The following is a 26,143-nucleotide window of genomic DNA, read 5'->3' as shown; positions in this document are numbered from 1 at the left end:
TCCATGGGAATTCGCGAAGAAATGCCGCTTCTGGCCCGCCACGAAGGCGTATGGGATGGCGTCTATACCTATTACAATGCCACCGGCGAGCAGATCGACCAGCACAGGTCCCGCCTGTTCTGCCGCTTCAAGGAAGGCAGCGATCATCCGTATCACCAGACCAACTATTATAGCTGGGACGACGGCCGCACTGACATCCGCGATTTCCCGGCCACCTATGCCGATAAGCGCGTATGGTGGGACAATGATCTCATCAAGGGCTGGGCGGCCGAGGTCGGGCTGGATGAGTATAGCCGCACGGTGATGCTCTACTGGCAGCGCCAGGGCGATCCGAGCCTCTATCTCTACGAGATGATCCAGCTTTCGGATGACGGCACCTCGCGCTGCCGCACCTGGCACTGGATCCGCAACGGCCAGCTCGAAACCCGCACCGCCATCCAGGAAAAGCTGGTCAGCCGTAACTGGGCGGCGATGGAGAAGGAAATGGAGGCACGATCTGCCTGATCCGCGCACCCTGTTCGCAAAGATCTGGGATCGGCACGTCGTCGCCTCTCTCGGCGGCGGCGCCGATCTGGTCGCCATCGACCGGATCTTCCTGCACGAGCGCACCGGCGCCGCCGCCCTGAACAGCCTCAAGGCGGCGGGCCGCCCGGTCGCCGATCCGTCGCGCGTATTCTGCGTGATGGACCATATCGTCGATACCCGGCCCGGCCGGGACGATCGCACGCTGATGCCGGGCGGGCAGGCCTTCATCACCGAAACCCGCGCCGCCGCGCGCGATGCCGGCATCACCCTGTTCGACGTCACCGATCCCGATCAGGGCATCGTCCATGTCGTCTCGCCCGAGTTCGGCATCGTGCTGCCCGGCTGCACCCTGATCGCGCCGGATAGCCACACCTGCACGCAGGGCGCTTTCGGGGCGCTCGCCTGGGGCATCGGCTCGTCCGAGGCCGAACATGCCATGGCCACCGGCACGCTGCGCCTCGCCCGCCCGAGGACGATGCGCGTCACCTTCACCGGCGAACTGGCGCCGGGCGTGACGCCCAAGGACATGATGCTCGCGCTGATCGCCCGCCACGGCGCCGGCGGCGGCAAGGGCCATGCCGTGGAATTCGCCGGCAGCGCCGTCGAGGCGCTCGACATGGAAGGGCGGATGACGCTCTGCAACATGGCCACCGAATTCGCGGCGATGACGGGGATGATCGCGCCGGACGAAAAAACCTTCGCCTGGCTGGACGGCCGCCGCTATGCCCCCGGCGGGCCGATGCTCGCGGCCGCCGTCGCCGAATGGCGGACGCTCGCCACCGATTTCGGCGCCGCCTTCGATGCGGAGATCGCCATCGATGCCGCGACGATCGAACCCATGGTGAGCTGGGGCACCTCGCCCGAGCACAGCGCCGGCATATCGGGCGCCGTGCCGATCGACGCGCCCGAACGGCCGCTCGCTTATATCGGCCTCGGCCCCGGCCAGCCGATCGGCGGCACCCCGATCGATGCCGCCTTCATCGGCAGTTGCACCAACGGCCGACTTTCCGATCTCCGCCGCGCCGCCGCCCTGCTCAAGGGCCGCCATGTCGCGCCCGGCGTCAAGGCGCTCGTCGTTCCCGGATCGATGGCGGTGCGCCGTGCCGCCGAGGCCGAGGGGCTCGACCGCGTTTTCACCGAAGCCGGGTTCGAATGGCGGATGAGCGGCTGCTCCATGTGCTTCTATGCCGGCGGGGAGAGCTTTCCCGCGGGCTCGCGGGTCATCTCGTCGACCAACCGCAACTTCGAAGGGCGGCAGGGTCCGGGCATCCGCACCCATATCGCGAGCCCCGAAACCGTGGCCGCCAGCGCCATCGCCGGCCGCATCGCCGATCCGCGGGACATTGCGGCATGACCCCCTTCATCGTCCTTACCGCCACGGCCGCGCCGCTGATCCGCGACAATATCGATACCGATGCGATCATCCCCTCGCGCGAGATGAAGAGCACGGGGAAGACCGGCCTCGCCGACGGCCTTTTCTCCGCCTGGCGATATCTCTCGCCCGGCGGCCGCGATCCCGATCCCGCCTTCGTGCTCAACAAGCCGGCCTATGCGGATGCGCGCATCCTGCTCGGCGGCGTCAATTTCGGCTGCGGCTCGAGCCGGGAACATGCCGTTTGGGCGCTTGCCGAATATGGCATCCGTGCCGTGATCGCACCGAGCTTCGCGCCGATCTTCGCCGGCAACTGCACCCGCAACGGCATCGTCCCGGTCGTCCTCCCCGCCGATGCGATCGCCGGGATCGCGGCCGATGGCGGTGCGGTCACGGTGGACCTTCCCGCCCAGCGCGTCTCCCTTGCCGATGGCCGCGCCTGGCCCTTCGATATCGGCGCGGAGGCGAAGGCCATGCTCCTCGAAGGGCTCGACGCCATCGATCTCACCTTCAAGCACAGGGCGGACATCGCCGCTTTCCAGGCCGCGGACCGCAAGGCCCGGCCGTGGATCTATCTCGGAGAAACCAAGGCATGACCCGCATCCACATCAGCGAGGTGGGCCCGCGCGACGGCCTCCAGAGCATCGACCGGGTGATGCCGCTCGAAGCCAAGAAGGCCTGGATCGCCGCCGAGGCCGCCGCCGGCGTCCCCGAGATCGAGGTGGGCAGCTTCGTGCCGCCGTCGCTGCTCCCCCAGATGGCGGACACGGCCGATCTCATCGCCTTTGCCAAGGGCCTGGAAGGGCTCGCCGTTGCGGCGCTCGTCCCCAATCTCAAGGGGGCGGAGCGCGCCATCGCCGCCGGCGCGGAAAAGATATCCATCCCCTTCTCCATGTCCGAAACCCACAGCCTCAGGAATGTCCGCAAGGATCATGCGGCGATGCTGGCCGAAATCCGCGCCATCGCGGAACTCGTCGCCAGCCAGCCGGCCGATTCCCGTCCGCATTTCGAGGTCGGTCTCGCCACCGCCTTCGGCTGCACGATCGAAGGCCCCGTCAGCGAAGCGAGCGTCGTCCGCCTCGCGGCGGCCGCGATCGAAGCCGGCGCGGTCGAGGTCGGGCTCTCCGATACCACCGGCTATGCCAATCCCGCCCAGGTCCGCCGCCTCGTCCGCGCGGTGAAGGCGGAGGTGGGCGACGGCCGGCTCAACACGCTTCATCTCCACAACACCCGCGGCCTCGGCCTCGCCAATGCGCTCGCGGGGCTGGAGGAAGGCATCACCACGCTCGATGCGTCCCTGGGCGGCCTCGGCGGCTGCCCCTTCGCGCCGGGCGCATCGGGCAACATCGTCACGGAGGATCTGGTCTTCATGCTTGAGGCCATGGGGTATGAAACGGGCATCGACCTCGAAAAGCTGATGAAGGTCCGCGCGATCATCGCCGATGCCCTGCCCGGCGAACCGCTCTACGGCTTCACGCCCGATGCCGGCCTGCCGCTCGGCTTCGGCAAGGTGGCGGCATGACGGCGCCCGCACCGCTCGCCGGCCTTCGGGTCGTCGAATTCACGCACATGGTGATGGGTCCGGCCGCCGGCGCGATGCTGGCGGCGCTGGGGGCGGACGTGATCCGCGTCGAGCCCGCGGAGGGAGACAAGACCCGCACGCTGCTCGGCTCCGGGGCCGGTTATTTCCCCATGTATAACCGGCACAAGCGCAGCATCGCGCTCGACCTCAAATCCGAACGCGGGCTGAAGGTCGCCCGCCGGCTGGCCGAACGCGCCGATATCCTGATCGAAAATTTCCGTCCCGGCGCGCTCGACCGGCTCGGGCTGGGCTACGAGGCGCTGGCCGCCGTCAATCCGCGCCTCATTTATTGTTCGGCCAAGGGCTTCCTTCCCGGCCCCTATGAAGAACGCACCGCGCTGGATGAGGTCGCGCAGATGATGGGCGGCCTCGCCTATATGACCGGCCCGCCAGGCCGCCCGCTCCGCGCCGGCTCCAGCGTCATCGACGTCACCGGCGGCATGTTCGGCGTCATCGGCGTGCTGGCCGCGCTCGAGGAACGCCACCGCACCGGCAAGGGCAAGCTGATCCAGGCATCGCTGTTCGAAACCACCGTCTATCTGGTCGGCCAGCACATGGCCCAGCTCGCCGTCACGGGCAAAGCCGCCAGCCCCATGCCCGCCCGCATCTCCGCCTGGGCGATCTACGACGTGTTCGAAACGAAGGACGATCCCGTCTTCATCGGCGTCGTCACCGATGCCTTGTGGGAGAAATTCTGCGCCCTCTTCGGCCTCGACGATCTCTGGGCGGACGAAAGCCTCCGCCACAACAATGAGCGCGTCCTCCAGCGCGATCGCATCCTGCCCCGCATCCGCGACCTGATCGCCGGCTTCACCCGCGCCGAGGTGATCGCCCGCCTCGAAGGCACCGGCCTCCCCTTCGCCCCGATCGCCCGGCCCGAGGACATGTTCGACGATCCCCACCTCGCCGCATCCGGCGCATTGGAACCCGTCACTCTGGCGGACGGCACTCCCACGCGATTGCCGACCTTGCCGATCGCGTTCGACGGAAAGCTGCTGGCGCGTTCCGGGGCGCTGCCCCTGGCGGGTGCCGATAGCCGGGCGATACTCCGCGACCTCGGCCTCAGCGAGACAGAAATTCTGGCGATTTTTCCGGATGAAACCGCTGTAGATTAGGTCGCAACAATGCCATCAGGCTTGCCGTTTTCAGGCAGAAGCCGACGCATTCGGAGCAATATTTGGCATGATCGTGCCGCCAGCATCTTCGCCGGCGGCACGATCATTTGCCTCAGGCCGCCTGAGGCAGGCGGATGCCGCTGTTGCGACGGCGCATCGAAGCGCCGACGACGCCGAAGCCCACCAGCATCATCGCCCAGGTGGCCGGTTCCGGGACGGCCGCGATATTAAGGATGCCGGAATAGCTCGCCAGCGAGCCAGAGGACGCACCCGACACGTTATAAGTGATCTCGATCGCCTTCTCGCCGGCCGTCAGGAAGATCGGGTCGAGATACCAGCTTTCGATGTTTCCAGTTCTGCCGTCCGGCTGCAGGGCGTGGCCATCGAACAGGATCGAGGTGAAATCCACGTTCTGGAGCCGCCCGAGCGAAATCGAGAACACCGTAAGGTTGGCCAGCATGTCTTCGGAAAGGGTGAAGGTGAAGGTGTCGGTGAACCCGGTCCCGTTCGACAGCCCGGTATTCCCGAAATAGTTGGATCCCTGCGACACGTTGATGGGGAAAACCGCGGCGGACGCGGCCTGGCTGCCGATGAGGGCGGAAGCCATGATCGAGGCGGCAACGAGAAATTTCTTCATTCGACAAACCCTTACAGTGACATACGCCCCGATATGCCAGCAAGCATCGGGCCAAACCGTCACAACGTCCGTTTTTTGCAGTGCAATATAGTTAACGCAATTTCCGGATTGTAAGGAATTCCGTCACTTATCCGCAATTTTAGGCGTCAAGCCACACCGCGCGCGACGTGCGGGTGGAAGAAGCATGTCCGCTCCGCAGATTAATGATAATCACTTGCAATAGCCGGGTCGCTCCTGTAGCGGCCACGCCGGCTAAGATAAGGGGTCGCCATGAAGCTGACATTGCGGACATTATTCTCCATCGGAACCATGCTCGCCGCTCCGCCCCTCGCCGCACAGACGATCGGCAGCGAAGGCCAGCGCGATGGCGATGGCGATATCGTCGTCACCGCTGCCCGCAGCGCCTTGCCGGCAAGCGCCCTGCCGCTGACCATCGACGTGATCGACAATGATGCGCTCAACCAGCAGGTGGCGATCAGCGGATCGGTGGTGGATGCGATATCGACGCTTACCCCATCCTTCTCGCCCACCCGCCAGAAGCTTTCGGGATCGGGAGAATCGCTGCGCGGCCGATCGCCGCTCTACGCGATCAACGGCATTCCCCAGTCCACGCCGCTGCGCGACGGATCGCGCGACGGCTTCACCATCGATCCCTTCTTCGTCGATCGGGTGGAGCTGATCTACGGGTCCAATGCCTTGCAGGGCATCGGCGGTGCCGGCGGCATCGTCAATCAGGTGACGGTTGGCCCGCCCAGGGTGGACGGGCTGAGCGGCCGCACGCTCATCCAGGGCACCGCGGACGATGGTTTTCATGACGACGGGCTGGGCGGCAAGGTCGCCGGCCTGCTGTCCTACAAGATCGATCGGTTCGACGCGACGTTCGGCGCCGCATTCGAAAAGCGCGGCGCCTTCTATGACGGCCACGGCAACCGCATCGGCATCGACAACGTCCAAGGCGAGACGATGGATTCCAAGAGCTGGTCGCTCTTCGGCCGTCTCGGCTATGCCGTCAGCGACAGCGCCCGGCTGGACCTGATCCTGAGCCGCTACGAGCTGAAAAGCGATGCCGACTATGTCTCGGTTCCCGGCGACAGGGATATCGGCCTGCCCAGTTCCACGGTTCGCGGCACGCCGCCGGGCCTGCCGGCCAAGAATCTCGCCCAGAGCGCGGCGCTTTCCTTCACCGACGACAATCTGGCCGACGGCCATCTCGTCACCCAGGTCTTCTACAGCCGCACGCGCGATACGTTCGGCAGCGATCCTGCGCCCGTCGCCACCTTCCAGGATGCGTCGATCGCTCCCTATGGCACGCTGGTCGATCAATCCCAGAATCGGTCCCGCAAGATCGGCACGAAGTTCAGCTACGAACGGTCCCTGCCGGGCTGGGATGCGCTGACGGCCACAATCGGGTTCGACACTTTGTTCGACAAGACCGAGCAGGCCCTGCTGCTGACCGGGCGCGTCTGGGTGCCGCCCACCGATTTCCGCAGCCTCGCTCCGTTCGGACAGCTCAATCTCGCGCTGCTGGACGGCAAGGTCCGGCTGGCCGGCGGCGTCCGCAATGAGAATGTGCGGATCAAGATCGACGATTTCACCACCCTCGCTTCCTACGGTTCGCGCCAGGTGAAGGGCGGATCGCCCAAGTTCAGCGACACGCTGCTGAACGGCGGCGCGATCTTCGAGCCGGCACAGGGCATCCGCGCCTATGTGAGCTATGCCGAGGGCTATACGGTTCCCGACGTGGGCCGCATCACGCGATCGATCAACAGGGACGGCGTCGACCTCAGCAACTATCTCGACATCAGCCCCATCGTCTCGAACAACCGCGAAATCGGCGTCGAGGTGAAGCGCGGCCCGATCGATGCCAGCGCGGCCTATTTCTGGTCGACCAGCAAGAACGGCCAATTGCTGGTGCTGGTGAACGGCGTGTTCGAGGTGCAGCGGCAACGGGTGGAGATCCAGGGACTGGAGCTGAACCTGAGCGTGAAGCCGCCGGTGCCGGGCCTCAAGCTTTCCATGGGCTATGCCCACCTTATCGGCCGCACGGACGGCACGCCCGACGACGGCATCGACAAGGTGAATATCGATCTGGACGGCGCCAATATCTCGCCCGACCGGCTGAACTTCGCGGCAAGCTATGATCGCGGCCCGCTTTCGGCTCGTATCCAGACCCAGTTCTATTTCGCGCGCCGGTTCGATTACAGCCCGCTTCCCGATTTCGCCGGGGCCGATCGCAGCAATGATTTCGGCGGCTACAACCTGACCGACGCCACCGTCCGCTACCAGACGGCATTCGGCGGGATCACGCTGGCGGTGCAGAACCTCTTCGACAAATTCTACATAGACTATAACAGCGATACCCAGCGGCCCACGGACGATACCCGTTTCTATTCGGGGCGCGGGCGCACCTTCACCCTCGGCTGGGATTATCGTTTCTGATGATCCGGGGAATGCGCCAGACATGCGGCTGCTAGATCGCCTGCACCGTTGGACTGGGGGACTGATCGGTCTCCTCCTGGCGCTGCTCGGTCTCAGCGGGGCCGTGCTGGTCCACAAGGATGCGTGGGTGATGCTGCCGCACGCCCGCGACGCCCAGCTGTGGGATACGCAGGCGATCGCGGCCGGCGTGGAGCGGATCATGGCCGATCCCGCCACCCGGCCGCGCAGCATCATCTTCGCCACGCGCGATTTCGGCCTGAACCGGCTGAGCTATGCCGGCGACGCCGGCGCCTATAGCGATCAGGCGGGAACGATCGTCACCCGCTGGGACAGCCAATGGCAACGCCCGGAAATCTGGCTGTTCGATTTCCATCACCATCTGTTTGCCGGCGACACCGGGGAAACGGTGATCGGCATCGCCGCCGTCTGCGGGCTGTTCTTCGTCATCTCCGGCACGATCCTGTGGTGGCGGACGCGCAAGACCTTTGCCTTCAGGCTGCTGCCCAAGCGCCTGAGCCGTCCCGCGATCGTGCGCCACCATCGCGATCTGGGCGTGGTGGCGGCCCCCCTCCTCGCGCTATCGCTGGTCACCGGATCGATCCTCGTCTTCCAGCCGCTGGCGGGCATATTCCTCGGGCCCTCCGCCCCGGCGCAGATCAAGGTCGCGCTGAAGCCGCCCGCGCCGCGCAAGGCGGTGCTGGCCGATCATCCAGACTGGACCCGGATGATCCACACGGCCCGCTCGCTCTATCCCGATGCCGAATTCCGCATCCTTTCGCTGCCGCGCAACGACAACGGCCTCATCAGCCTGCGGATGCGCCAGCCCGACGAGTGGATCCCCAACGGCCGCACGACATTGTGGTTCGCGGCCGACAGCGGCGCACTGGTCCGGACCCGCGATGCCCGCGCGCTCCCGCGGGCGGTGAAGGCCTATAACGCGCTCTATCCCCTGCACGCCGCCAAGATAGGCGGCCTGCCCTATCGGCTGGTGATGACGGTTTCCGGCCTGGCGCTGGCCCTGCTGGGCAGCCTGGCGGTATGGTCCTTCTGGTTCCGGGGCGGCCTGAAGGTGCCCGCCCAGCCGCCCAGGGCGACAAAAGTATCGCAAGGGCTCAAGCGGCCGGCTTGATGGGGCTTGCGGTCCCCGCTCCACCTCGCGCAGAGAAGCGGGAAAGCGGAAAGTGGGGATGTCGATGGGCGGACTAGCGGGGCAGCGCGCCTCGATGCGGCGGGTGGTGGTGGCATCGGCCGCCGGAACCGCATTCGAATGGTATGATTTCTTCATCTTCGGGGCGCTGGCGCCGGTCATCGCCAAGGTGTTCTTCGCCGGGCTGACGGAAACCGCCGGCTTCGTCGCGGCGCTTGGCCTGTTCGCCGCCGGCTTCGCCTTCCGTCCGCTGGGCGCCATCCTGTTCGGCAGCATGGGCGACAGGCTGGGCCGCAAGGGCGCCTTCCTCATCACCGTATCGCTGATGGGCGGCGCCACCTTCGCGATCGGCCTGCTGCCCACGCACGCCCAGGCCGGGGCCATCGCGCCGGCGCTGCTGATCCTGATGCGGATATTCCAGGGCATGGCGCTGGGCGGCGAATATGGCGGCGCGGCCATCTATGTGGCGGAACATTCCCCTTCCGACCGGCGCGGCTTTTCGACGAGCTGGATCCAGGCCTCCGCCGCCTTCGGGCTGATCGCCGCGCTGGTCGTGGTGCTGGCGACCCGCACCTCGATCGGCGAGGAGGCGTTCACCGCCTGGGGCTGGCGCGTGCCGTTCCTCGTTTCCGCCGGGCTGCTCGCCATCTCCATCTGGATGCGGATGAAGCTGACCGAAAGCCCTACCTTCGAGAAGATGCGCGAGGAAGGCGAGATATCGCGCGCGCCGCTGGCCGAGGCGTTCGGCCGATGGAGCAACATGCGGCTGGTGCTGCTCGCCTTCTTCGGCGTGATGTGCGCGCAGGGCGCCGTCTGGTATTGCTATTTCTTCTATATCCAGGTGTTCCTGGAAAAATCGCTGCAGGTCGCGCCGGCGACGGTGAATATCGTGGTGATGGCGATGACGCTGGCGTCCGCCCCCTGCTACGTCCTGTTCGGCTGGCTTTCCGACCGGATCGGCCGCAAGCCGGTGATGCTGGGCGGCATGCTGCTGGGGCTGGTCGCCTTCTTCCCGGCCTTCCATGCGCTGGCCGGCTTCGTCAATCCCGCGCTGGTGGAGGCGCAGCGGCGGACGCCGGTGGTGGTCGCCGCCGATCCCGCTACCTGCTCGGTCCAGTTCGATCCCGTGGGCGCCGCGAAATTCTCCAGCGCGTGCGACATCGCCAAGGGCGTGCTGGCTACCGGCGGCATCCCCTATCGCAGCGCCGATCTGCCCGCCGGCACGGCGACCGAGGTGCGGATCGGCGAGGCGCGCCTGCGCCCGGCCGACGGCACCGGGCTCGGCGCCGATGCGCTGAAGACGCTGAAGGCCGAACAGACCGCCGCGATCCGCAAGGCGCTGGCCGATGGCGGCTACCCCCTGAAGGCGGACCCGGCGCGGATGAACCTGCCCGGCATCGCGGCGATCCTGCTGCTGTTCGTGGTGGCGGCGACCGCGCTTTATGGCCCGATGGCGGCGATGCTGGTTGAATTGTTCCCCGCCCGCGTCCGCTATACCGCCATGTCGCTGCCCTACCATGTCGGCACCGGCTGGGTGGGCGGTTTCCTGCCGGTGACCGCCTTCGCCATCGTTGCGATGACGGGCGATCTCTATGCCGGGCTCTGGTATCCGGTGATCTTCACCGCGATCAGCCTGCTGACGATGGCGTTCCTCGTGCCGGAGACGAAGGGCCGACCGCTGGACGCCTGACGGGCGATCAGCGGCAGGCCAGCAGGCCCGCGGCCGGCATGACGAAGCTTTCTCCGTCCGGCCGGTCCAGCCGCAGCGATCCGTCCGTCACCACCGCGCCGCCCTGCAGCGTCGATCGCTGTTCCAGCCTGACGTCGAGCGTGACGGTGGTGGTGCCGTCGCTATAGACCGCGTTGGCGAACATGCTGCCGCCGTCCCCGGCGGCGATGTTGGTGCGGGCAAGGTCCATCTGCTGGCCGCCGATCGCGATCCGCGCCATCGGCGGATCGACCCGCGCCATCAGCACGAGCCGCGCTTCATTGCCGGCCTTCCACAGGAAAAGCGCGCACTGGCCGGCGGCGAGCTGCTGGCGCGGCAGCGTGCCGAGTGGGATGCCGTCATCCACCGGAGCGGCCGGCGGCGCGGCCCGGCGGGAGGCGGACGGCTGGGCGCCGCTGCACCCCGCCAGCGTGGCGAGAAGGGCGATCAGGGCAAGACGCATCACAATGTTCCCGCAACGGAAAGCTTCAATCCATCGGCCGAGGCGGCGAAGCCGTTGGCCTCGAGCGCGCGGCTGGTGGCGGGATCGGCGCCCCGGACGACGAAATCGGCGGTATAGCCGCCACTCTTGCCGATGCGCAGCGACAGGCGTTCCATGCCGCTCTGGCTGGCGAGCGGCAGCAGCACGGCGTCGCCATCGCAGCGCGCCGTGCCGCTGAGCCCGTTGGCCAGCGCCAGCCCCGGCACGTCCCCCTGGATTTCCGCGCGGACGAGGCCATCGGCGCGATCGCACGCCCCTTGCCGGAACCGGATGCTGACATCGCTGAGGTCGAGCGCCGCGACCGGCATCGGCGCGAAAAGCCTGGCCACGGGCAGGCGCGCCGTCACGTCATCCACGCCGATGCTGTGCCGCGTGACGCTGACCGCACCCTTGAGCGAGGAGGAGCCGCCCGTCTCCGCGCGATCCAGATCGATCCGCGCCCGGCCGACCAGCAAGGGAAACAGGTTGAGCCGCGCCTTCATGTCGCCCAGCTCCGCCGATCCGAAGCGCGCCTCCGCCAGCCGGGCGGACCAGATGCTGCCCCGCACCTCGCGCACCGAAAGGCCCGCGCTGCCCAGCCCCATCGCCCCCAGCATGATCCGCATCGGGAAAAGCGCGATCAGGGCCAGCACGAGCAGCGCCAGGAACAGGACGACGCGACGGACGGGAAGGCGGATCATGGCGCGCGCGTCCGCAACGTGGCTTCGACGGCAAGCGTCGCATCATTGTTGGTGGTGGCGTTGAGCCCTTCGACCACCAGCCCGTCCCGCCGCTCCATATCGGCGAGCCAGGCGAAGAAGGCCTGCGGGCGCACCGCGTTGATCACGACCGTCGCCTGCGCCGCGCTGACCGGATCGACGCGGGCGACGGTGAAGCCCGCCTCCCCCGCTCGCTGGCCGATCCACTTGTCGATCGGGGCCGGCAGCGCCTTCGGCTTCCCCCGTTCCAACGCGGCGATCGCATCGGCCTGCACCTGCGCCTCGCCACGGGCGGTGACGGCGCGATCGTAACGCGCGCGGGAATCGGCCAGCGCATCGCCCATCGGCCGGACGAGCAGCAGCCAGCCAAGCGTAAGCAGCAGCAGGCCCGCCATCACCGCGAGCATGATGCGCTCACGCTGGGAACGCTGGCTCCACCAGGGACGGAAACGTTCGATCATCGGGCTTCTTCTCATTGGCCGCGCACCGTCAGCTCGGCGATCTGCCGGCCGCCGCCCGATCGCGGCTCGCCGGCATCCGCCGTGAAGCCTTGCGCGGCGATGCGCTGCTGCAGGGCGGCGATGTCGCTGGCAGCGCTCGCCTCCACCGTCGCCCGCAGGCTGCCGTCGCGATCGTAGCGGAGCGATGAAAGCTCGATATTCGCGGTATCGCGCACCGCCGAGAACAAGGCGGCGGCCGTGGCGCCGAAGCCCATGCCGGCGCCGCGCAATTCGGCCAGCCGCTCGGCAAGCTGGGCGCGGGCATTGACGATGCGGCCCGCGCGGGGAAGGGCCTTGGCCGCGATCACGCCGGTTTCGCGCTCCACCGCATCGGCCGCGACCGTGTAGCGCAGGATCAGCGCGCCCTGGATCAGCAGGGTCAGCAGGCAAAGCCCCGCCACCATCCAGGCCATGCGCCGCAGCGATTTCCAGTCCACGGCCCAGGGACGCCGCTTGGCGAAGGCCCCCTGCCTCAAATCGACCGGAATGGCGGCCAGCGCGCCGGCCAGCCCCGCCTCGACCGCCGCGTCGTCCAGTTCCTCCACCGGGCCATCGACGAGCGCATCGGCAACGACGCTTTCGGCCGCGAAGGCGATGCGGTCGCCCCGCACCAGGTGGAGATCACCCCGCGCCCAGCGCCGCGCGCCTTCGGCGGCCGGCGGGATCAGCAGGGTTTCGGGCACCACATGATCGGGATCGAGCGCGAGCGATTGCAGCCCCGCCACCCAGGCCGCCATCCGCGATCCCGAAACCAGCGCCATCGCCCGCGCGCCATCCTCGCCGGCCGGGCCGACCGCGATGTGGAGGCGATCGACCGGCTCGGCCGCGACATCTGCGGCGGCAAGCCTGGCGGCGGCGGCAGCCTGCGCCTGCGAAAGGTTCGGCAGGTCGAGCCAGTGGACGGTGACGTCGGGGCCGGGCGCCACCGCGACGATCCGCTCGTCCTCCCCCTCCCCCACGGCCGGGATATCGCGCCCACGGCCGACGACGGCGCCACCGGCGATCCGCAGCCAGCCGCCCAGCAGCGCGCCCTCGTCGCCGGGGAAGAGCAGCAGGTAGCGATCGTCGCTCATTCGTCGCTCCCCCAGCTGCGCGCCACGATCCGCGCGGGCGCCAATGCCCCGTCGATCAGCGCCGTCTCGCTCAACTGCGCGCCACCGATTTCCACGTCAAGCTCCAGCCGGAACCAGCGGGTGCGGAGCGAAACCTGGCTCATTGCCTCCATGTCCGGCGTATCGCCGCGGGCGGTGAAGAGGTTCCAGAAATCGACCGAGCTGTTCCAGCCATCGGCCGGGCGCTGGGCGAGGATCTGGCGCGCGCGGTTGAGATCGATCCGTTGGGGCATCAGCATGGCGATGAGCGGGGCCTGATCCATGGCAAGCGTGTTGATGTTGATCGGCGAAAGATCGGTATTGGGCAGCACGCACACCCATGGGCGGAGCAGCCGATAGATTTCGGGCGTGACGCCGGCGACCGCGCGCAGCTCGCTGACGTCGCCCAGCAGGGTGTTGGCGGCGCGATAGGGCGTCGCCGACTGGAGGTAGAAATCATCCTCCGCCCCATCGGGATTGGGAGCCGCATCGGCATCGATCCAGTCGGCGAGCGAGGCGGCGACGCGGCGCGAATCGGTGGGATCGATGCCCAGCGCTTCCATCAGCGCGATGAACTGGCGGATGCCAAGCTCACGCGGCGCATAATCGCCGGCCAGCAAGCCTTCGGCGACGCTGTTGAGGTTGAAGCAATTGCCGCCGTCGAACAGAGTAGCCGAAACGATCCCTTCCGGCAGCGGCACCGCAAAGGCCCGCCCGTTCCAGCCGCCGGCCAGCGTGGTCTTGCCCGTATCGCGCCCCGCCAGCACGCCCATGCGATCGAGCGTCATCGCCTCGGCCGCCAGCGCATAAGCGCGCGCCTGATCGATCGCGGCGCCGTTGGCGGCAAGCCGGGTGGATAGGCGAAGCTGCTCCAGCGCCGCGACGGCCAGCACCGATATCACCGCCACCAGCAACAGCACGGTGAGCAGCGCCCCGCCGCGTTCGGCATGCCCCCGCTCCTTCACGGCCCGTTCCCCGTGCCGGTGAGGAAGAGCTGGCGGACGGGGCCGATCCCTTCGATATCGATCACCGCTTCCACGGCGTCCGGCATCGCCTCGGGCCGCTCCGGGTCCCAGCGATCGCGCCATTCGCCCTTGCGGCGGTAGCGCATGGTGAGCGACTTCACGCCTCGGATGACGGTGCCCGGCCGGGAAGGCTGCGCGCCATCGAGCATCGGCCAGGTCAGCCGTTCGATCCGGTCGTCGACCAGGCGATATTCGACGCGCTGGAGCGAGGCGCGCGCCGCCGATCCGCCGTTGCTCCAGCCCCGCCGGACGAAGCCGAGCGCGACGGCGCCGGGGCCGCCGCCTTCGCCGGTGAAGGCGACCTGGCGGACGCCGCCCTCGTCCCGCACCATGCGCGGCGCCGCCTGCGCGAGATCGGACGTCATGATGGCACCGACGCGGCGGATCGCGGCAATCTCGCCCAGCCGCTCGCGCGATGCCTCCTGCGCCCGCACGCTGAAGCCCAGCAGCGCCACCCCGGCCGAGGCGAGCAGCCCGAAGATCAGCAGCGAGATCATCAGCTCGACAAGCGTGAAGCCGTGTTCGGCGGAACGCCGCAGGGACGCGAAGCCGTGTTCGGCGGAGCGCATCAAGGAAGTGAAGCCGTGTTCGGCGGAACGCATCACGGGCCTGAAGCCGTGTTCTCCCCTGGGCGCTGGGCGGGTCATTGCAGCGCCCTGAACACGGTGAGCGAGCCCGCCGGGCGGCCGGCATCGTCGGTGACGGCAATGTCGATCTGCTGAAGGTTGAGATCGGTGGCGCGGACGGAGCGGCGCGTCCACGTCCATTTGCGGCCGCCATTCTCCTCCCGCCCGCGCGCTTCGCCGAACGACGGCGCGACGGGATCGGTCAAGGCCTCCACCGCTAGGTTGCGCGCGACGATCTGGCCGATCGTGCGGTCCGCAAGCACCCCCGTGCTGGTGAGCGTCGCGCCCTCCAGCCGCAGCAGGGCAAGCGCCGCGATGCTGAACACCGCCAGCGCGACCATCAGCTCGATCAGCGTGAAGCCGTATTCGGCGGAACGCCGCGGGAACGTGAAGCCGTGTTCGGCGGAACGCCGCTGGGACGCGAAGCCGCGTTCGGCGGAACGCCTAGAAGACATGAAGCCGTGTTCGGCGGCGCCGTGGCGATCAGGAGCCGACATCGATCGTCCCGTCGGCGTCGATATGCACCGTCACCCGCGTGCCGTTGCGCACCAGCGCGAGATCGAGCGGCTCGGAAAGGCCGGTGGTGTCGAAGATCACGCGGGCGCGGCCGGCATCGCCGACGATGGCCTGCGCCCCTTCCCAATCGCGATCGTCGAACGGCCTTTCATCCAGCCGCCGCCAGCCGCGCCGTTCGCGCCGTTCGAAGCCATAGCCGTCGGCCGTCACCCACAGCGCCATCTCGTGCGCCTCGATCACGGCGGCATCCTGCGCGGCGCGGACACGGGCGGCGAACCGCTCCGCCTGATCGCGCAGGTCGCCACGCGGATCGGGCATGGCCAGCACCACCGCCCCGGTCAAAATGCCGATGATCGCGATCACCACCATCAGCTCGACAAGCGTGAAGCCATGTTCGGCGGAACGCCTCACAGGCGTGAAGCCGTGTTCGGCAGAACGCCGCAGGGACCTGAACCCGTGTTCGGCGGAACGCCGCGGGGACGCGAAGCCGTGTTCGGCGAGGCGCTTGCGAGCGCCATGCTCAACGGCGCGGCTCACTTGAATGCTCTCCGGGCGCTGGCCTATTTCCAGTTGCCGATATCGGCATCGTCGCCCTCGCCGCCTTCGCGGCCGTCGGCGCCGTAGCTGAAGATGTCGAACGCGCCGTGCTGGCCGGGCGAGGCATATTGATAGGGATTGCCCCAAGGGTCTTCCGGCAGCTTCTTCACATAGCCGCCCCGGCGATAGCGTTCCGGCCGGGTGAGCGATGCCGGCGGCGCAACCAGCGCCTGCAGGCCATCGGCCGTGCCCGGATAGGTCAGATTATCGAGGCGATACATCTCCATCGCCTGTTCCAGCAGGGAGATATCGGCCTTCGCCTTTTCCACGCGGGCCTTGTCGCCGCTGGGCAGCACGTTGATCGCGACGATGGTGGTGAGCAGGCCGATGATGACGATCACCACCATCAGTTCCACAAGCGTGAAGCCGTGTTCGGCGGAACGCCTCGGAGAAGCGGAGCCGTGTTCCCGCCGGTCCCGGCGCCGGCGGCGCGTCTTGGCGGTCTGTTCGAGAATTTCCATGGATGTCCTCATGCGCCCGCAAGCGTATCGAGCTGAAGAATGGGAAGGAGAATGGACAGAACGATTATAGCGACGATTCCGCCCATCAGCACGATGATGGCCGGTTCCAGCAGCGAAAGCGCGGCGCTGGTAAAGGCATCGAATTCGCGTTCCAGATAGTCGGCCGCCCGTTCCAGCATGATATCGAGCTTGCCGGCGGCCTCGCCCGAGGCGGTCATGTAGACGAGCAGCGGCGGGAACACGCCCGCCCGACGGAGCGCCACCGAAAGGCTGCCGCCGCCCCGGATCGCCTCGACGATATCGGCAGACGCGGCGCGCAGCGCGCGGTTGTGGATCGTGCCGGTCGTCAGCGTAAGCCCCTCCAGCAGGGGCAGCCGGCTCGAAACCATGGTGGAAAGCGTGCGGGCCATGCGGGCGGCGTGGAGATCGCGGACCAGCCGGCCGATCAGCGGGATGCGGAGGATCGAACGATCCACCGCCATGCGGATATGCGGCTCCCGGAGGCCGCGCCAGCCGAGAACGCCAAGGCCCGCGATAAGGATGGCCAGCGCCCACCACCAGTTGCGCAGGAAGTTGGAGATGCCGATGACGATGCGGGTGAGCAGCGGCAGATCCTGCCCGACGCTGTCGAACTGGGCGACGACCTGCGGCACCACGAACACCATGAGGGCGAACACCACGCCCACCGCCACCAGCGCGAGGATGGTGGGATAAGCCAGCGCCGTCATCACCTTGGCGCGCACCGCCGCCTGCCGTTCCAGGAGATCGGACAGGCGATCGAGGATGGTGGGCAGGCTGCCCGAGCTTTCGCCCGCCGCCACCATCGCGCGGTAGAGCGGCGGAAAGCTCCTGGGCTCGCGCGCCATGGAATCGGAAAGGCGCCGGCCTTCCACCACCCCGGCATGGACATTTTCCAGCACGCGACGGACATGCGGCTGCTCCGCCTGCCGGGCGATGGTGCGGAGCGCCTCCTCCAGCGGGGCGACCTGCGCCAGGGTGGCGACCTGGCGCGTGAAAAGGGTGAGCTGCTTGGCCGAGAGCCGGCGCTTCAGCGCGGGCGCGCCGGCCCGCGACAGGAGCGACGGCGCGGGCGCGGTCTCCGATCCCTGCTCGATCCTGACGACATAGAGCTTGCGCGCCTCCAGCTTGGCGCGGCCCTCGTTCGGCGTATCGGCGCGCACGCTGCCCCGGCGTTCCCGCCCGCCGGTATCCAGCGCGACATAATCATAATTAGGCATCGATCGCCTCGCGCCGGGTGATGCGCACCGCTTCCTCGGCCGTGGTCCGCCCTTCCAGCACCAGCGCGCGGGCGGCCGCCGTCAATGTCGGCGCGTTGCGGAAGGCATGGGCGGAGATCGCCGTCTCGTCGCCACCCGCGTTGATGAGGCCGCGTATCGCATCGTCGATGCGCACCGCCTCATAGACGCCGATGCGCCCCTTATAGCCGGTATGGCTGCACGCATCGCAGCCCTTCGCCTCATGGATCACCGTGCCCGGCGCGATCCCCAGCAGCGCCGCGATCGAGGCCGGCGCCTCGACGGCATGACGGCAGACCGGGCAGAGCCGCCGCACCAGCCGCTGGGCGATCACGGCGCGCAGGGTGGAGGCGAGCAGGAAAGGCTCCACCTTCATGTCCCGCATGCGGGTGATGGCGCCGACCGCATCGTTGGTGTGGACGGTAGAAAGCACGAGATGGCCGGTGAGCGAGGCCTGGACGGCGATCTCCGCCGTCTCGCGATCGCGGATCTCGCCGATCATCACCACGTCCGGGTCCTGGCGCAGGATGGCGCGCAGGCCGGCGGCGAAGGTCAGGCCGACCTTGGCGTTGACCTGCGTCTGGCCGACGCCCTCGATCGCATATTCGACCGGGTCTTCCACCGTCAGGATGTTGCGGCTGCCGTCGTTCAGCAGGCGCAGGCCGGCATAGAGCGTCGTCGTCTTGCCCGATCCGGTCGGTCCGGTGACGAGGATGATGCCGTTGGGCTCGCCGATGGCATCCCGGAACGCAGCGAGGATAGCCGGCGGCATGCCCAGCACGTCCAGCTCGATCCCGGCATTCTCCTTGTCGAGGATACGCAGCACCACCCGCTCGCCCGCCCGGCTGGGCAAGGTGGAAACGCGCACGTCCAGCAGCTTGCCGCCCAGTGTAAGGCCGATGCGGCCATCCTGCGGCACGCGGCGTTCGGCGATGTCGAGGCGGGCCATCACCTTGATGCGGCTGACGACCACGGGCGCGACGTGCGGCGGCATGCGCAGCGTCTCGCGCAGCACGCCATCGATCCGCATGCGCACGATCAGGCCGGTTTCATATGGCTCGATATGGATGTCGGAGACGCCCTGCCGCGCGGCATCGGCGATGATGCCGTTAATGAGGCGGATGGCCGGCGCATCGTCCGCCGAATCGAGCAGGTCGTCGGCGGTCGGCAGGTCGGTGGCCAGCATCGCCAGCTCGTCGCCCAGCCCGAGCGATCCGGCGGCATCGGCGGCCGCCTGCCCGTCCATGGCATAGGCTTCGGAAAGGATGCGGTCGAACCGGTCGGCGGAGACCTTCTCCACGCCGAAAGGCCGGCCGAAGCTGCGCCGAAGCTCGATCAGCGCGCGCGGATCGCCGCCCTCGCGGAGCGCCACGGTCACGTCCTCGCCCGCCATCAGGGCCACGCCGAAACGGCGCGCGAAGGCGTAGGGGATGGCGATGCCGGCGGCCGCGGGGCCAATGCCCCCCTCCGCCGGCTGATCGCCACGCGCGATCCTCATTGCTCGTCCTTCGACGGCGGCACCGGCACGGGCCGCACCACTTCGCGCGAGGAGCGGACGGACGGCGTTATGATCTCGGGCTGGGCCGGAACCGCGCCCGGCGCCGGCGGCTCCGCCCCCATATAGCCGCGCACCATCTCGTCGATGGTCGGCTCGCGCTCGGGCCGCTGGGCGGCCTGCATGTCGCGGATATAGCCGTAGCGCTGCGCGGCGACGATGCGGGCATCCTCGGCGCTGCGCACGATGCGCGGGCGGATGAAGACCATCAGGTTGGTCTTGGTGCGCGAACGCGATCGGGATTTGAACAGCTCGCCGATGCCGGGAATGTCGCTCAGCAGCGGAATCCGCTCGATCGTCTTGCGCTCATTGTCGTCCAGCAGGCCGCCCAGCGCGATGATCTCGCCATCGTCGACGGTGACGGTGGTCTCGATCTCGCGCTTGTTGAGGATCAGCTCGCTATTGTCGTTGGAGACCGGCCCGGCGATCGAGCTCACCTCCTGCCGCAGGAACAGCTTGATCGCGCCGCCCGCGTTGATCTGGGGCTTCACCTCCAGCTGCACGCCGACATTCTGCCGCTGCACCGTGCGGAAGGCATTGTCGAAATTGTTGCTGAGCGCCTGGCCGGTGGTGACGGGGATTTCCTGGCCGACCAGCAGCTTCGCTTCCTGATTGTCCAGCGTCATCACCGACGGCGTCGACAGGATGTTCGATTCCGTATCCGATCGCACCGCATTGACGATCGCGCCGAAGATGGTGCCGTTGTCGGTCTTACCGCCCAACCCGAAGAAGCCGCCGCCCGCCCCCAGGATCGAGGCGACGGCCGCCTGCGCGAGCTGATCGGCCACGCCGCCGCTGTTGGTGGTCGTGGTGGTCGTGCCGTTATCGGTGGTGGTCGTCGTGGTGTTCAGTTCCCGCGCGCCGATGGCGCCGGCAATGGTCAGCAGGTTGGGCGCGGTATTGGAATAATTGGTCGCGGCGAAGGGGATGGCGCTGCCCTCCAGCCCGCCCAGCAGGAACTGCACGCCCAGCTTGCGGGCGGCATTGTCCGAAATCTCGACGATGATCGCTTCGACCAGCACCTGCTCGCGCCGGGTATCGAGCTGGCGGATCACCTCGCCCAGTGTGCGCTGCATGTCGCTGGGCGCGGAAACCACGATCGCGTTCGCGCCTTCGAAGCGCGCGATGACCGGCTGGCCGCGTCCCACAGGCGCGGCGCTGGATGTGGCGGGGGCCACCGCTTCCACCACTTCGGCAGGGGCGTTGTTGCCGCCGTTCCTGCCGCCGCCGGAACGGCCGCGCGACGGCGTGGTCGAGGAGGAAGCCGGCGTCACCGGCTGGCCGACAAGCTGCTGGAGAACCGGCAGGAGCTGCGCCGCATCGGCATGTTCCAGGAAGATCACGCGGATCTCGCTGCCCGTCGCCGCCCGCCGGTCCAGATCCTCGGCGATCTGCGCGAGGCGCGCCACCGTGCGCGGATCGCCGCGCAACGCAATCGAGTTGGAGCTGTCGATCGCGACGACGGACACGCCCGGCCCGGCAGGTGCGGCGGCAGCACCGTCCCCGCCACCACCGCCCGCGCGCGGTGCCCCGGCCAGGGCCTGCAGCGACTGGGCGATTTCCCGCGCGCCGGCATTGCGCAGCGCGATCACCCGGGTGGTGGCGGCATCGCGATCGATGCGGTCGATCAGTTCGCGGATGCGGCGGATATTGTCGGCGAAGTCGGCGACGACCACGGCGTTGCCGGTGCGATTGGCGGTAACCGATCCCTCGCGGCTGACGAGCGGGCGGATCGTTTCCATCGCCGATGCGGCATCGATCGTCTGGAGGCGGAAAACCTCGGTCACGAAGCTGTTGCTGGACGTGCCCCGCGTGCCCACCCGGCCCGGCTGGGCGGCGGCGGTATCGGCCGGCTGGACGCGGAACGCGCCCCCGGACGTCGGCACCGCGACCAGCCCGTTGGCGCGCAGCGTGGAGAGGAAAACATCGAGATATTCGGTGCGGGACAAGGGCCGGTCCGTCACCACCGATACCTTCCCCTGCACGCGGGGATCGATGATGAAGGTGCGGCCCGTGACGCGGGCGGCATCCTGGATGAAGGCGCGGATATCGGCATCGCGCAGGTTGAGCATCTGCTGGGCCGCCCCCGGCGAGGCCAGAGCGAGCGCGAGCGCCGAGACGAGAACCAGACGCTTCATTGACCAGCCTTCACCCGCAGGGAGACGATGCGCCCGCCCCGTTCAACTTCCACCGGAATATCACCTCCCTGCTGGAGGCGCGATTGCAGCCGCGCGGCACCGCCGGCATCGGAAACGGGCTGGCCATCCACCGACATCAGCACGTCGCCGGGCTGGAAACCCGCCGCGCGAAAGGCGTTGCCGCCGCCCTTGGGCTGCAGCACCACGCCATCGACCGCGCCGTTGCGCAGGCGCGGCGTGGCGGCGGTTTCGTCCATCAGCGGCAGGGGCGCGGGCGTCGGGCCCTTGGCGTCATAATTGTCGCCAGCGGCCACCGCCGGGCTCGGGATGCCGCCCGCTCCCTCCGCCCCGGCCTGGGCCACGGCTTCCGCCGGGGTGGACTGGTCGAGATAGACCATCTCGTCCGTTCCTCCGCGCTGCACGGTGATATTGTCGAACCCGACCGCCTTCAGCGTGACGCCCGGCAATATCTCCTCGCCCACGGCGAAGCTCGCCTGGCTGCCGTCCGGCAGGCCGATGATCGCCGATCCGCGGCCGGACGCCTGATCGGCCCGCGTGCCGAACAATTTGATGTCCAGTGCCGTGACCGCCACCGGCCCCTGCGTATCGGCGAGACGGAAAAAAGGATCGAATGCGCCGAGGATCGAAACAGGCGCCCCCACGGCCCGGTCCGCCGCGCGCCAGCCGCCGACCGGGCCGACCGGCGTCACCACCGCATAAAGCAGGCGCGCACCCTGCACCGCCAGCAGGGCAAGCAGCAGGATTTCCGCGATATTATAGGCCGAGTAACGCGGCAATCGGCGCAGCAGGCGTTGGGCGCGCCGATCGAAAGACAATTGCATCAAATACCACCCCTGCGCCGCCCGCTAGCGCTGCATTATGACAGGTCCGTGACGTGCTGTTAACCACGGGCTTCACCCGTCCTAGCCGGGCATTGTTGAGGATTTGTCACCAGCCTCGTCAAGCCATGGCCGCGACGAGCCACAGCGGCCATGCGACGACTGCCATCAGGGCGCCCAACGGCACCTCCTGATCGGCCCGGATGCTGTCGCCGCGAAGCCGGCGGACGCCCAGCAGCGCGAGGCCGACCGATGCACCGCCCAGCAGCACCAGCGGCAGCGCCTGCCAGCCCAAGGTCAGGCCGATCGCCCCCAGCAATTTGGGATCGCCGCCACCCATGCCGGTGCGGCCCCGCGTGACGCGATAGAGGATCGCGATCACCGCCAGCCCCGCGAACCCGGCCAGCCCGCCGATCAGCCGATCCGCCATCGGCGGGGCGATTCCCGCAAGGCCGGCGCCCACGCCGACGACGGCCAGCGCCGCGACCAATTCGTCCGGCAGCCAGAAATGATCGACATCCAGCGCGATGAGCGCGACCAGCAGCCAGCCGAACATGGCGCCGCACAGCCCCTCCAGCCCCGGCGCGGCCAGCAAGGATACCAGGCCGACGCCCCCGCAGGCGAGTTCGATCAGCAGATGGCGGCGATCGATAGGCGCGCCGCAATAGGCGCAACGCCCCCGCCGCAGGAGGTGGCCGAACACGGGCAGCAGATCGACGGCGCCAAGCCGGTGGCCGCAGGCGTCGCAGGCCGATCGCCCCCGCATCACCGATTGACCGCGCGGCCAGCGCAGCGCCAGGGCCGCGAGGAAGCTGCCGGCGACAAGGCCCAGAATCGCGCCCAGCGCCGGCAATATCCAGGACATGCCCCACCCCGCCCCGATCGGATCGGGCAGGATCATGGCAGGGGCGCGAAAAGCCGAATCATCGCGCCACGCCTATTACAGCGCGGCGCGGCAGCCCAACCGATTTCCGCGCCAAAGGGTCAGCGCGAAACGAAGCTCACCTGCGCCAGCGCCGCGCGGGCGACCTTGTCGGTCGTGGTGACGGTGCCGTCACCCAGCGTGACCTCATAATGATGGCGCGAGCGCAGCGCCTGCCGCCAGCTTTCGGCGGCCAGCTCGGGCCGCCCCGTGGCCGCATAGACGCGGCCGAGGTTGATCAGGCGGGCAGGATCGTCAGCGGAAACGCCGCGCATCGCGCCAAGCTGCCGCTCGGCCGCAGTCCAGTCGCCCCGGTCGATCGCCGCCAGGCCGAGCGCGCCGACTTCATAGCCCGTCTCCACACGCGGGGCCGGCTGGCTGTGGGCGGCGGCAGGAATGGCGATCAACGCCAGCGACATCAACCCAAGACCGCGCATCATCTCCTCCAAGCAAAACCGATTAATTATAGAGATGAATGTTACACGGATATGACACGGCCACAACCGGCCGCATCCGGCGATTTCGCTCTTTGCAAGCAGTCGTTTCGCAGCCGCACACCAATCGCGATGAGTTGCTGCGGGACATCTTGGATTCGCAGAAAATCTCGCCTATCGGCGCATGATGCACCGCCGCAAAGGCAGGTGAAACAATAACGTCATGCAACCGTCACTCGGGAGCCATGCAGATTTCTCCGGCGCGTCATGAGGGGAGGCCATTGGCACGCCATCCGCTAAAAAGGGGATATGAAGTGAAAAAGTTACTGCTGGGCTGCGCCGTTGCAGCTCTGGCGGCGCCCGCCGCTTACGCCCAGTCCACGGGCTCGATCGACTTCGAGAATCAGGAAATCGTCGTCACCGGCGTCGCCGGCCCCAAGGCCGTCGCTGGCGTGAACACGCCCGATACGCCCAAGGCCAAGGTCGTCCTCACCCAGGAGATCATCGCCCATCAGGTGCCCGGCCAGTCGGTGAACGACATCATCAACCTGGTTCCCGGCGTCAGCTTCCAGAACAACGATCCGTTCGGCTCGGCCGGCGGCAAGATGTCGATCCGCGGCTTCGACAACACGCGCATCTCGCAGACGTTCGACGGCCTGCCGCTGAACGACACGGGCGGCTATGCGCTCTATTCGAACCAGCAGATCGACCCCGAGCTGATCGATCAGGTGAACGTCAACCTCGGCACCACCGACGTGGACAGCCCCACCGCCGCCGCCTCGGGCAGCACGGTGAACCTGCGTTCGCGCAATCCTTCCCAGGATTTCGGCGTGAAGGTGGTCAGCTCGGTCGGCGAATATGATTTCTTCCGCGTGTTCGGCCTGGTCGACACCGGCGAATTCACCTCGTTCGGCACCCGCGCCTGGTTCTCCGCCAGCAGCGCGACCAACAATGCGATCTATGGCGGCTACGGCAAGGTCGACAAGCAGCAGTATAACTTCAAGATCTACCAGCCGGTCGGCGACAATGGCGATTTCGTGTCGCTCGCCGGCCACTGGAACCAGAACCGCAACAACTTCTTCGGTTCGGTTCCCCTGCGCACCGATGTCGCGGGCGGCCGGGTCGTCGGATCGGCTTCCAGCAACCGCTTCCCGATCACCAAGGACGAGCGCTTCTATGAAGTCGCCCGCTGCACCGTCACGCCGGCCACGCCGGGCGTGAAGGATACCGCCAACAGCTGCGGCTCGCTCTACGAATATCGGTTCAATCCGTCCGACACGGGCAATATCCGCCTGAGCTCGCGCTTCACGCTCAGCGACGGCCTCGTCCTGACCGTCGATCCCAGCTACCAATATACCAAGGCCAATGGCGGCGGCACGGTGGAAGCCATCGAGTCGGCATTCAAGATCGGCGACCAGTTCTTCCCCGGCTATTTCGGCGGCAAGCCCTATGTCGGCGCCGACCTGAACGGCGATGGCGATACGCTGGATACCGTCCGCATGCTGGCCCCCAGCCAGACCAAGACGGATCGCCTCGGCTTGATCGCCTCGCTGCGCTATGACATCGACGATCATAACACCGTCCGCCTTGCCTACAGCTACGATCGCGGCCGCCATCGCCAGACCGGCGAAGTCGGCTTCCTCGACGCCTACGGCAATGCGATCGACGTATTCCCGGTCGACAATCCCGTGCTGGGATCGGACGGCAACCGCCTGCAGAAGCGCGATCGCCTGTCCTATGCGATCCTGCACCAGGTCTCGGGCGAATATCGCGGCGAGTTCTTCGATGAACGCCTGACCGTCAATGCCGGCCTGCGCGCACCCTTCTTCAAGCGCAACCTGAACCAATATTGCTTCACCAGCAGCAACAGCGGCTTCGTGGATTGCATGCGCGGCAACGACGCGGCCGAAGATGCCTATGCGGCGGCCAACCCGAACTTCGCCCGCCCGCAGAAGCGCGTCTTCAATTATGACAAGCTGCTGCCGACCGCCGGCGTCGTGTTCAACGTGATGCCGAAATTCAGCGTCTTCGGTAATTATTCGAAGGGTGTTCAGGTTCCGGGCACGGACAACCTCTACCAGTCCTTCTGGTATGCGCCGGGCACCGACGCCGCCGATCCCTCGCCGGAAACGACAGACAATTTCGACCTCGGCGTCCGTTACACGTCGGGCAAGATCCAGGCCCAGCTCTCCGGCTGGTATACGAACTACAAGAACCGCCTGGCTTCGTCCTATGACTTCGAACAGAATGTCACGATCTACCGGAACCTCGGCAAGGTCGAGAAATACGGCGTCGACGGCAGCATCTCCTACCTGTAGGCGCTTGCAATCATAGCGGCGTGTGCTCGCAAACAGCCTGATTTCCTGCTCACGCTTTCTGCCACTGGCGGGGAGCGTCCTGCTCGAATTATCTGCCAGTGTGCTCGCCATCATCCGGCGCTGCTTGCAAACGGGGCGTT

General features: G+C 67.7%; 25 protein-coding genes. 9 read left to right on the top strand and 16 right to left on the bottom strand.

Annotation, left to right across the window (positions count from 1 at the left end; genetic code table 11):
- Positions 1-3 precede the first annotated feature (3 nt).
- The 5 genes from G432_RS00425 to G432_RS00405 are packed head-to-tail and all read left to right on the top strand — an operon-like array spanning position 4 to position 4,594.
- Entirely contained in the window at positions 4-504 is a 501-nt protein-coding gene (locus G432_RS00425; protein ID WP_015456829.1) for a hypothetical protein, read from the top strand.
- Positions 497-1,879 carry a 3-isopropylmalate dehydratase large subunit gene (locus tag G432_RS00420; protein WP_041865024.1) on the top strand — a complete coding sequence of 461 codons (1,383 nt, stop codon included), beginning with the start codon at positions 497-499 and terminating at the stop codon, positions 1,877-1,879. Before G432_RS00425 ends, G432_RS00420 begins: the two co-directional genes overlap by 8 nt.
- A complete protein-coding gene (gene leuD / locus G432_RS00415) occupies positions 1,876-2,493 on the top strand; it encodes a 3-isopropylmalate dehydratase small subunit (protein ID WP_015456827.1) in 618 nt (205 codons plus the stop codon). Before G432_RS00420 ends, leuD begins: the two co-directional genes overlap by 4 nt.
- Positions 2,490-3,419 carry a hydroxymethylglutaryl-CoA lyase gene (locus G432_RS00410; protein WP_015456826.1) on the top strand — a complete coding sequence of 310 codons (930 nt, stop codon included), beginning with the start codon at positions 2,490-2,492 and terminating at the stop codon, positions 3,417-3,419. Before leuD ends, G432_RS00410 begins: the two co-directional genes overlap by 4 nt.
- Positions 3,416-4,594, top strand: coding sequence for a CaiB/BaiF CoA transferase family protein (locus G432_RS00405; RefSeq protein ID WP_015456825.1), 1,179 nt, complete (start codon positions 3,416-3,418; stop codon positions 4,592-4,594). The genes G432_RS00410 and G432_RS00405 overlap by 4 nt, the downstream gene beginning before the upstream one ends.
- Positions 4,595-4,706: 112 nt before the next feature.
- Here the strand turns inward: G432_RS00405 and G432_RS00400 are convergent, their stop codons facing one another.
- Positions 4,707-5,294, bottom strand: a complete 588-nt coding sequence (locus G432_RS00400) for an FxDxF family PEP-CTERM protein (RefSeq protein WP_236626823.1) — start codon at positions 5,292-5,294, stop codon at positions 4,707-4,709.
- A 207-nt stretch (positions 5,295-5,501) separates the two neighbouring features.
- Between G432_RS00400 and G432_RS00395 the strand changes: the two genes are divergently transcribed.
- The 3 genes from G432_RS00395 (at position 5,502) to G432_RS00385 (ending at position 10,507) form a co-directional block, all read left to right on the top strand.
- On the top strand, positions 5,502-7,670 hold the full coding sequence (locus G432_RS00395) for a TonB-dependent receptor (RefSeq protein ID WP_144061956.1): 2,169 nt from the start codon (positions 5,502-5,504) through the stop codon (positions 7,668-7,670).
- Positions 7,671-7,692: 22 nt separating this feature from the next.
- Positions 7,693-8,799 carry a PepSY-associated TM helix domain-containing protein gene (locus G432_RS00390; protein ID WP_015456822.1) on the top strand — a complete coding sequence of 369 codons (1,107 nt, stop codon included), beginning with the start codon at positions 7,693-7,695 and terminating at the stop codon, positions 8,797-8,799.
- A 64-nt stretch (positions 8,800-8,863) separates the two neighbouring features.
- Positions 8,864-10,507, top strand: a complete 1,644-nt coding sequence (locus tag G432_RS00385) for an MFS transporter (protein ID WP_015456821.1) — start codon at positions 8,864-8,866, stop codon at positions 10,505-10,507.
- 7 nt (positions 10,508-10,514) lie between these two features.
- Here G432_RS00385 and G432_RS00380 read toward each other — a convergent pair whose 3' ends face one another.
- The 15 genes from G432_RS00380 to G432_RS00305 all read right to left on the bottom strand — a co-directional run bounded on the left by G432_RS00380 (position 10,515) and on the right by G432_RS00305 (position 23,691).
- Positions 10,515-10,988, bottom strand: a complete 474-nt coding sequence (locus G432_RS00380) for a hypothetical protein (RefSeq protein WP_015456820.1) — start codon at positions 10,986-10,988, stop codon at positions 10,515-10,517.
- On the bottom strand, positions 10,988-11,707 hold the full coding sequence (locus G432_RS00375; protein ID WP_015456819.1) for a type II secretion system protein N: 720 nt from the start codon (positions 11,705-11,707) through the stop codon (positions 10,988-10,990). The genes G432_RS00380 and G432_RS00375 overlap by 1 nt, the downstream gene beginning before the upstream one ends.
- Positions 11,704-12,186 carry a type II secretion system protein GspM gene (gene gspM / locus G432_RS00370; RefSeq protein WP_015456818.1) on the bottom strand — a complete coding sequence of 161 codons (483 nt, stop codon included), beginning with the start codon at positions 12,184-12,186 and terminating at the stop codon, positions 11,704-11,706. The genes G432_RS00375 and gspM overlap by 4 nt, the downstream gene beginning before the upstream one ends.
- 11 nt (positions 12,187-12,197) lie before the next feature.
- Positions 12,198-13,298 carry a type II secretion system protein GspL gene (gene gspL / locus G432_RS00365; RefSeq protein ID WP_015456817.1) on the bottom strand — a complete coding sequence of 367 codons (1,101 nt, stop codon included), beginning with the start codon at positions 13,296-13,298 and terminating at the stop codon, positions 12,198-12,200.
- Positions 13,295-14,281 carry a type II secretion system minor pseudopilin GspK gene (gene gspK, locus G432_RS00360; RefSeq protein WP_015456816.1) on the bottom strand — a complete coding sequence of 329 codons (987 nt, stop codon included), beginning with the start codon at positions 14,279-14,281 and terminating at the stop codon, positions 13,295-13,297. Before gspK ends, gspL begins: the two co-directional genes overlap by 4 nt.
- Positions 14,278-14,910, bottom strand: coding sequence for a type II secretion system minor pseudopilin GspJ (gene gspJ, locus G432_RS00355; protein WP_041865020.1), 633 nt, complete (start codon positions 14,908-14,910; stop codon positions 14,278-14,280). Before gspJ ends, gspK begins: the two co-directional genes overlap by 4 nt.
- Before the next feature lie 74 nt (positions 14,911-14,984).
- Positions 14,985-15,464, bottom strand: a complete 480-nt coding sequence (gspI, locus tag G432_RS00350) for a type II secretion system minor pseudopilin GspI (RefSeq protein WP_015456814.1) — start codon at positions 15,462-15,464, stop codon at positions 14,985-14,987.
- Positions 15,451-15,894 (bottom strand): GspH/FimT family pseudopilin, encoded by a 444-nt coding sequence (locus G432_RS00345; protein WP_041865018.1) that lies wholly within the window; start codon positions 15,892-15,894, stop codon positions 15,451-15,453. Before G432_RS00345 ends, gspI begins: the two co-directional genes overlap by 14 nt.
- A 149-nt stretch (positions 15,895-16,043) precedes the next feature.
- Positions 16,044-16,541, bottom strand: a complete 498-nt coding sequence (gene gspG / locus G432_RS00335) for a type II secretion system major pseudopilin GspG (protein ID WP_015456812.1) — start codon at positions 16,539-16,541, stop codon at positions 16,044-16,046.
- An 8-nt stretch (positions 16,542-16,549) separates the two neighbouring features.
- Positions 16,550-17,779: a type II secretion system inner membrane protein GspF gene (gspF, locus tag G432_RS00330; RefSeq protein ID WP_015456811.1), complete on the bottom strand. Its 1,230-nt coding sequence runs from the start codon at positions 17,777-17,779 to the stop codon at positions 16,550-16,552.
- Positions 17,772-19,295: a type II secretion system ATPase GspE gene (gspE, locus tag G432_RS00325; RefSeq protein WP_015456810.1), complete on the bottom strand. Its 1,524-nt coding sequence runs from the start codon at positions 19,293-19,295 to the stop codon at positions 17,772-17,774. Before gspE ends, gspF begins: the two co-directional genes overlap by 8 nt.
- Positions 19,292-21,490, bottom strand: a complete 2,199-nt coding sequence (gene gspD / locus G432_RS00320) for a type II secretion system secretin GspD (protein WP_015456809.1) — start codon at positions 21,488-21,490, stop codon at positions 19,292-19,294. Before gspD ends, gspE begins: the two co-directional genes overlap by 4 nt.
- Positions 21,487-22,332: a type II secretion system protein N gene (locus G432_RS00315; protein WP_015456808.1), complete on the bottom strand. Its 846-nt coding sequence runs from the start codon at positions 22,330-22,332 to the stop codon at positions 21,487-21,489. The genes gspD and G432_RS00315 overlap by 4 nt, the downstream gene beginning before the upstream one ends.
- 118 nt (positions 22,333-22,450) lie before the next feature.
- Positions 22,451-23,230, bottom strand: coding sequence for a prepilin peptidase (locus tag G432_RS00310; RefSeq protein WP_015456807.1), 780 nt, complete (start codon positions 23,228-23,230; stop codon positions 22,451-22,453).
- Between the two features lie 83 nt (positions 23,231-23,313).
- Positions 23,314-23,691, bottom strand: a complete 378-nt coding sequence (locus G432_RS00305) for a hypothetical protein (protein ID WP_144061954.1) — start codon at positions 23,689-23,691, stop codon at positions 23,314-23,316.
- A gap of 308 nt (positions 23,692-23,999) precedes the next feature.
- Here G432_RS00305 and G432_RS00300 point away from each other — a divergent pair, with 308 nt between their 5' ends.
- Positions 24,000-26,003: a TonB-dependent receptor gene (locus G432_RS00300; protein WP_015456805.1), complete on the top strand. Its 2,004-nt coding sequence runs from the start codon at positions 24,000-24,002 to the stop codon at positions 26,001-26,003.
- Positions 26,004-26,143: the final 140 nt, after the last annotated feature.

Origin of the sequence: Sphingomonas sp. MM-1 (genome assembly GCF_000347675.2) — a bacterium.
GTDB classification, from domain to species: Bacteria; Pseudomonadota; Alphaproteobacteria; order Sphingomonadales; family Sphingomonadaceae; genus Sphingomonas_E; species Sphingomonas_E fennica.
This window is presented reverse-complemented; position numbering and strand designations above follow the sequence as displayed.

Excerpts from the sequence above, each read along its gene's own strand:
- G432_RS00425 (WP_015456829.1), top strand. The coding sequence starts at position 4 with ATGGGAATTCGCGAAGAAATGCCGCTTCTGGCCCGCCACGAAGGCGTA.
- leuD (WP_015456827.1), top strand. The coding sequence starts at position 1,876 with ATGACCCCCTTCATCGTCCTTACCGCCACGGCCGCGCCGCTGATCCGC.
- G432_RS00410 (WP_015456826.1), top strand. The coding sequence starts at position 2,490 with ATGACCCGCATCCACATCAGCGAGGTGGGCCCGCGCGACGGCCTCCAG.
- G432_RS00405 (WP_015456825.1), top strand. The coding sequence starts at position 3,416 with ATGACGGCGCCCGCACCGCTCGCCGGCCTTCGGGTCGTCGAATTCACG.
- G432_RS00395 (WP_144061956.1), top strand. The coding sequence starts at position 5,502 with ATGAAGCTGACATTGCGGACATTATTCTCCATCGGAACCATGCTCGCC.
- G432_RS00390 (WP_015456822.1), top strand. The coding sequence starts at position 7,693 with ATGCGGCTGCTAGATCGCCTGCACCGTTGGACTGGGGGACTGATCGGT.
- G432_RS00385 (WP_015456821.1), top strand. The coding sequence starts at position 8,864 with ATGGGCGGACTAGCGGGGCAGCGCGCCTCGATGCGGCGGGTGGTGGTG.
- G432_RS00380 (WP_015456820.1), bottom strand. The coding sequence starts at position 10,988 with ATGCGTCTTGCCCTGATCGCCCTTCTCGCCACGCTGGCGGGGTGCAGC.
- G432_RS00375 (WP_015456819.1), bottom strand. The coding sequence starts at position 11,707 with ATGATCCGCCTTCCCGTCCGTCGCGTCGTCCTGTTCCTGGCGCTGCTC.
- gspM (WP_015456818.1), bottom strand. The coding sequence starts at position 12,186 with ATGATCGAACGTTTCCGTCCCTGGTGGAGCCAGCGTTCCCAGCGTGAG.
- gspL (WP_015456817.1), bottom strand. The coding sequence starts at position 13,298 with ATGAGCGACGATCGCTACCTGCTGCTCTTCCCCGGCGACGAGGGCGCG.
- gspJ (WP_041865020.1), bottom strand. The coding sequence starts at position 14,910 with ATGCGCTCCGCCGAACACGGCTTCGCGTCCCTGCGGCGTTCCGCCGAA.
- gspI (WP_015456814.1), bottom strand. The coding sequence starts at position 15,464 with ATGTCGGCTCCTGATCGCCACGGCGCCGCCGAACACGGCTTCATGTCT.
- gspG (WP_015456812.1), bottom strand. The coding sequence starts at position 16,541 with ATGGAAATTCTCGAACAGACCGCCAAGACGCGCCGCCGGCGCCGGGAC.
- gspF (WP_015456811.1), bottom strand. The coding sequence starts at position 17,779 with ATGCCTAATTATGATTATGTCGCGCTGGATACCGGCGGGCGGGAACGC.
- gspE (WP_015456810.1), bottom strand. The coding sequence starts at position 19,295 with ATGAGGATCGCGCGTGGCGATCAGCCGGCGGAGGGGGGCATTGGCCCC.
- gspD (WP_015456809.1), bottom strand. The coding sequence starts at position 21,490 with ATGAAGCGTCTGGTTCTCGTCTCGGCGCTCGCGCTCGCTCTGGCCTCG.
- G432_RS00315 (WP_015456808.1), bottom strand. The coding sequence starts at position 22,332 with ATGCAATTGTCTTTCGATCGGCGCGCCCAACGCCTGCTGCGCCGATTG.
- G432_RS00310 (WP_015456807.1), bottom strand. The coding sequence starts at position 23,230 with ATGATCCTGCCCGATCCGATCGGGGCGGGGTGGGGCATGTCCTGGATA.
- G432_RS00305 (WP_144061954.1), bottom strand. The coding sequence starts at position 23,691 with ATGATGCGCGGTCTTGGGTTGATGTCGCTGGCGTTGATCGCCATTCCT.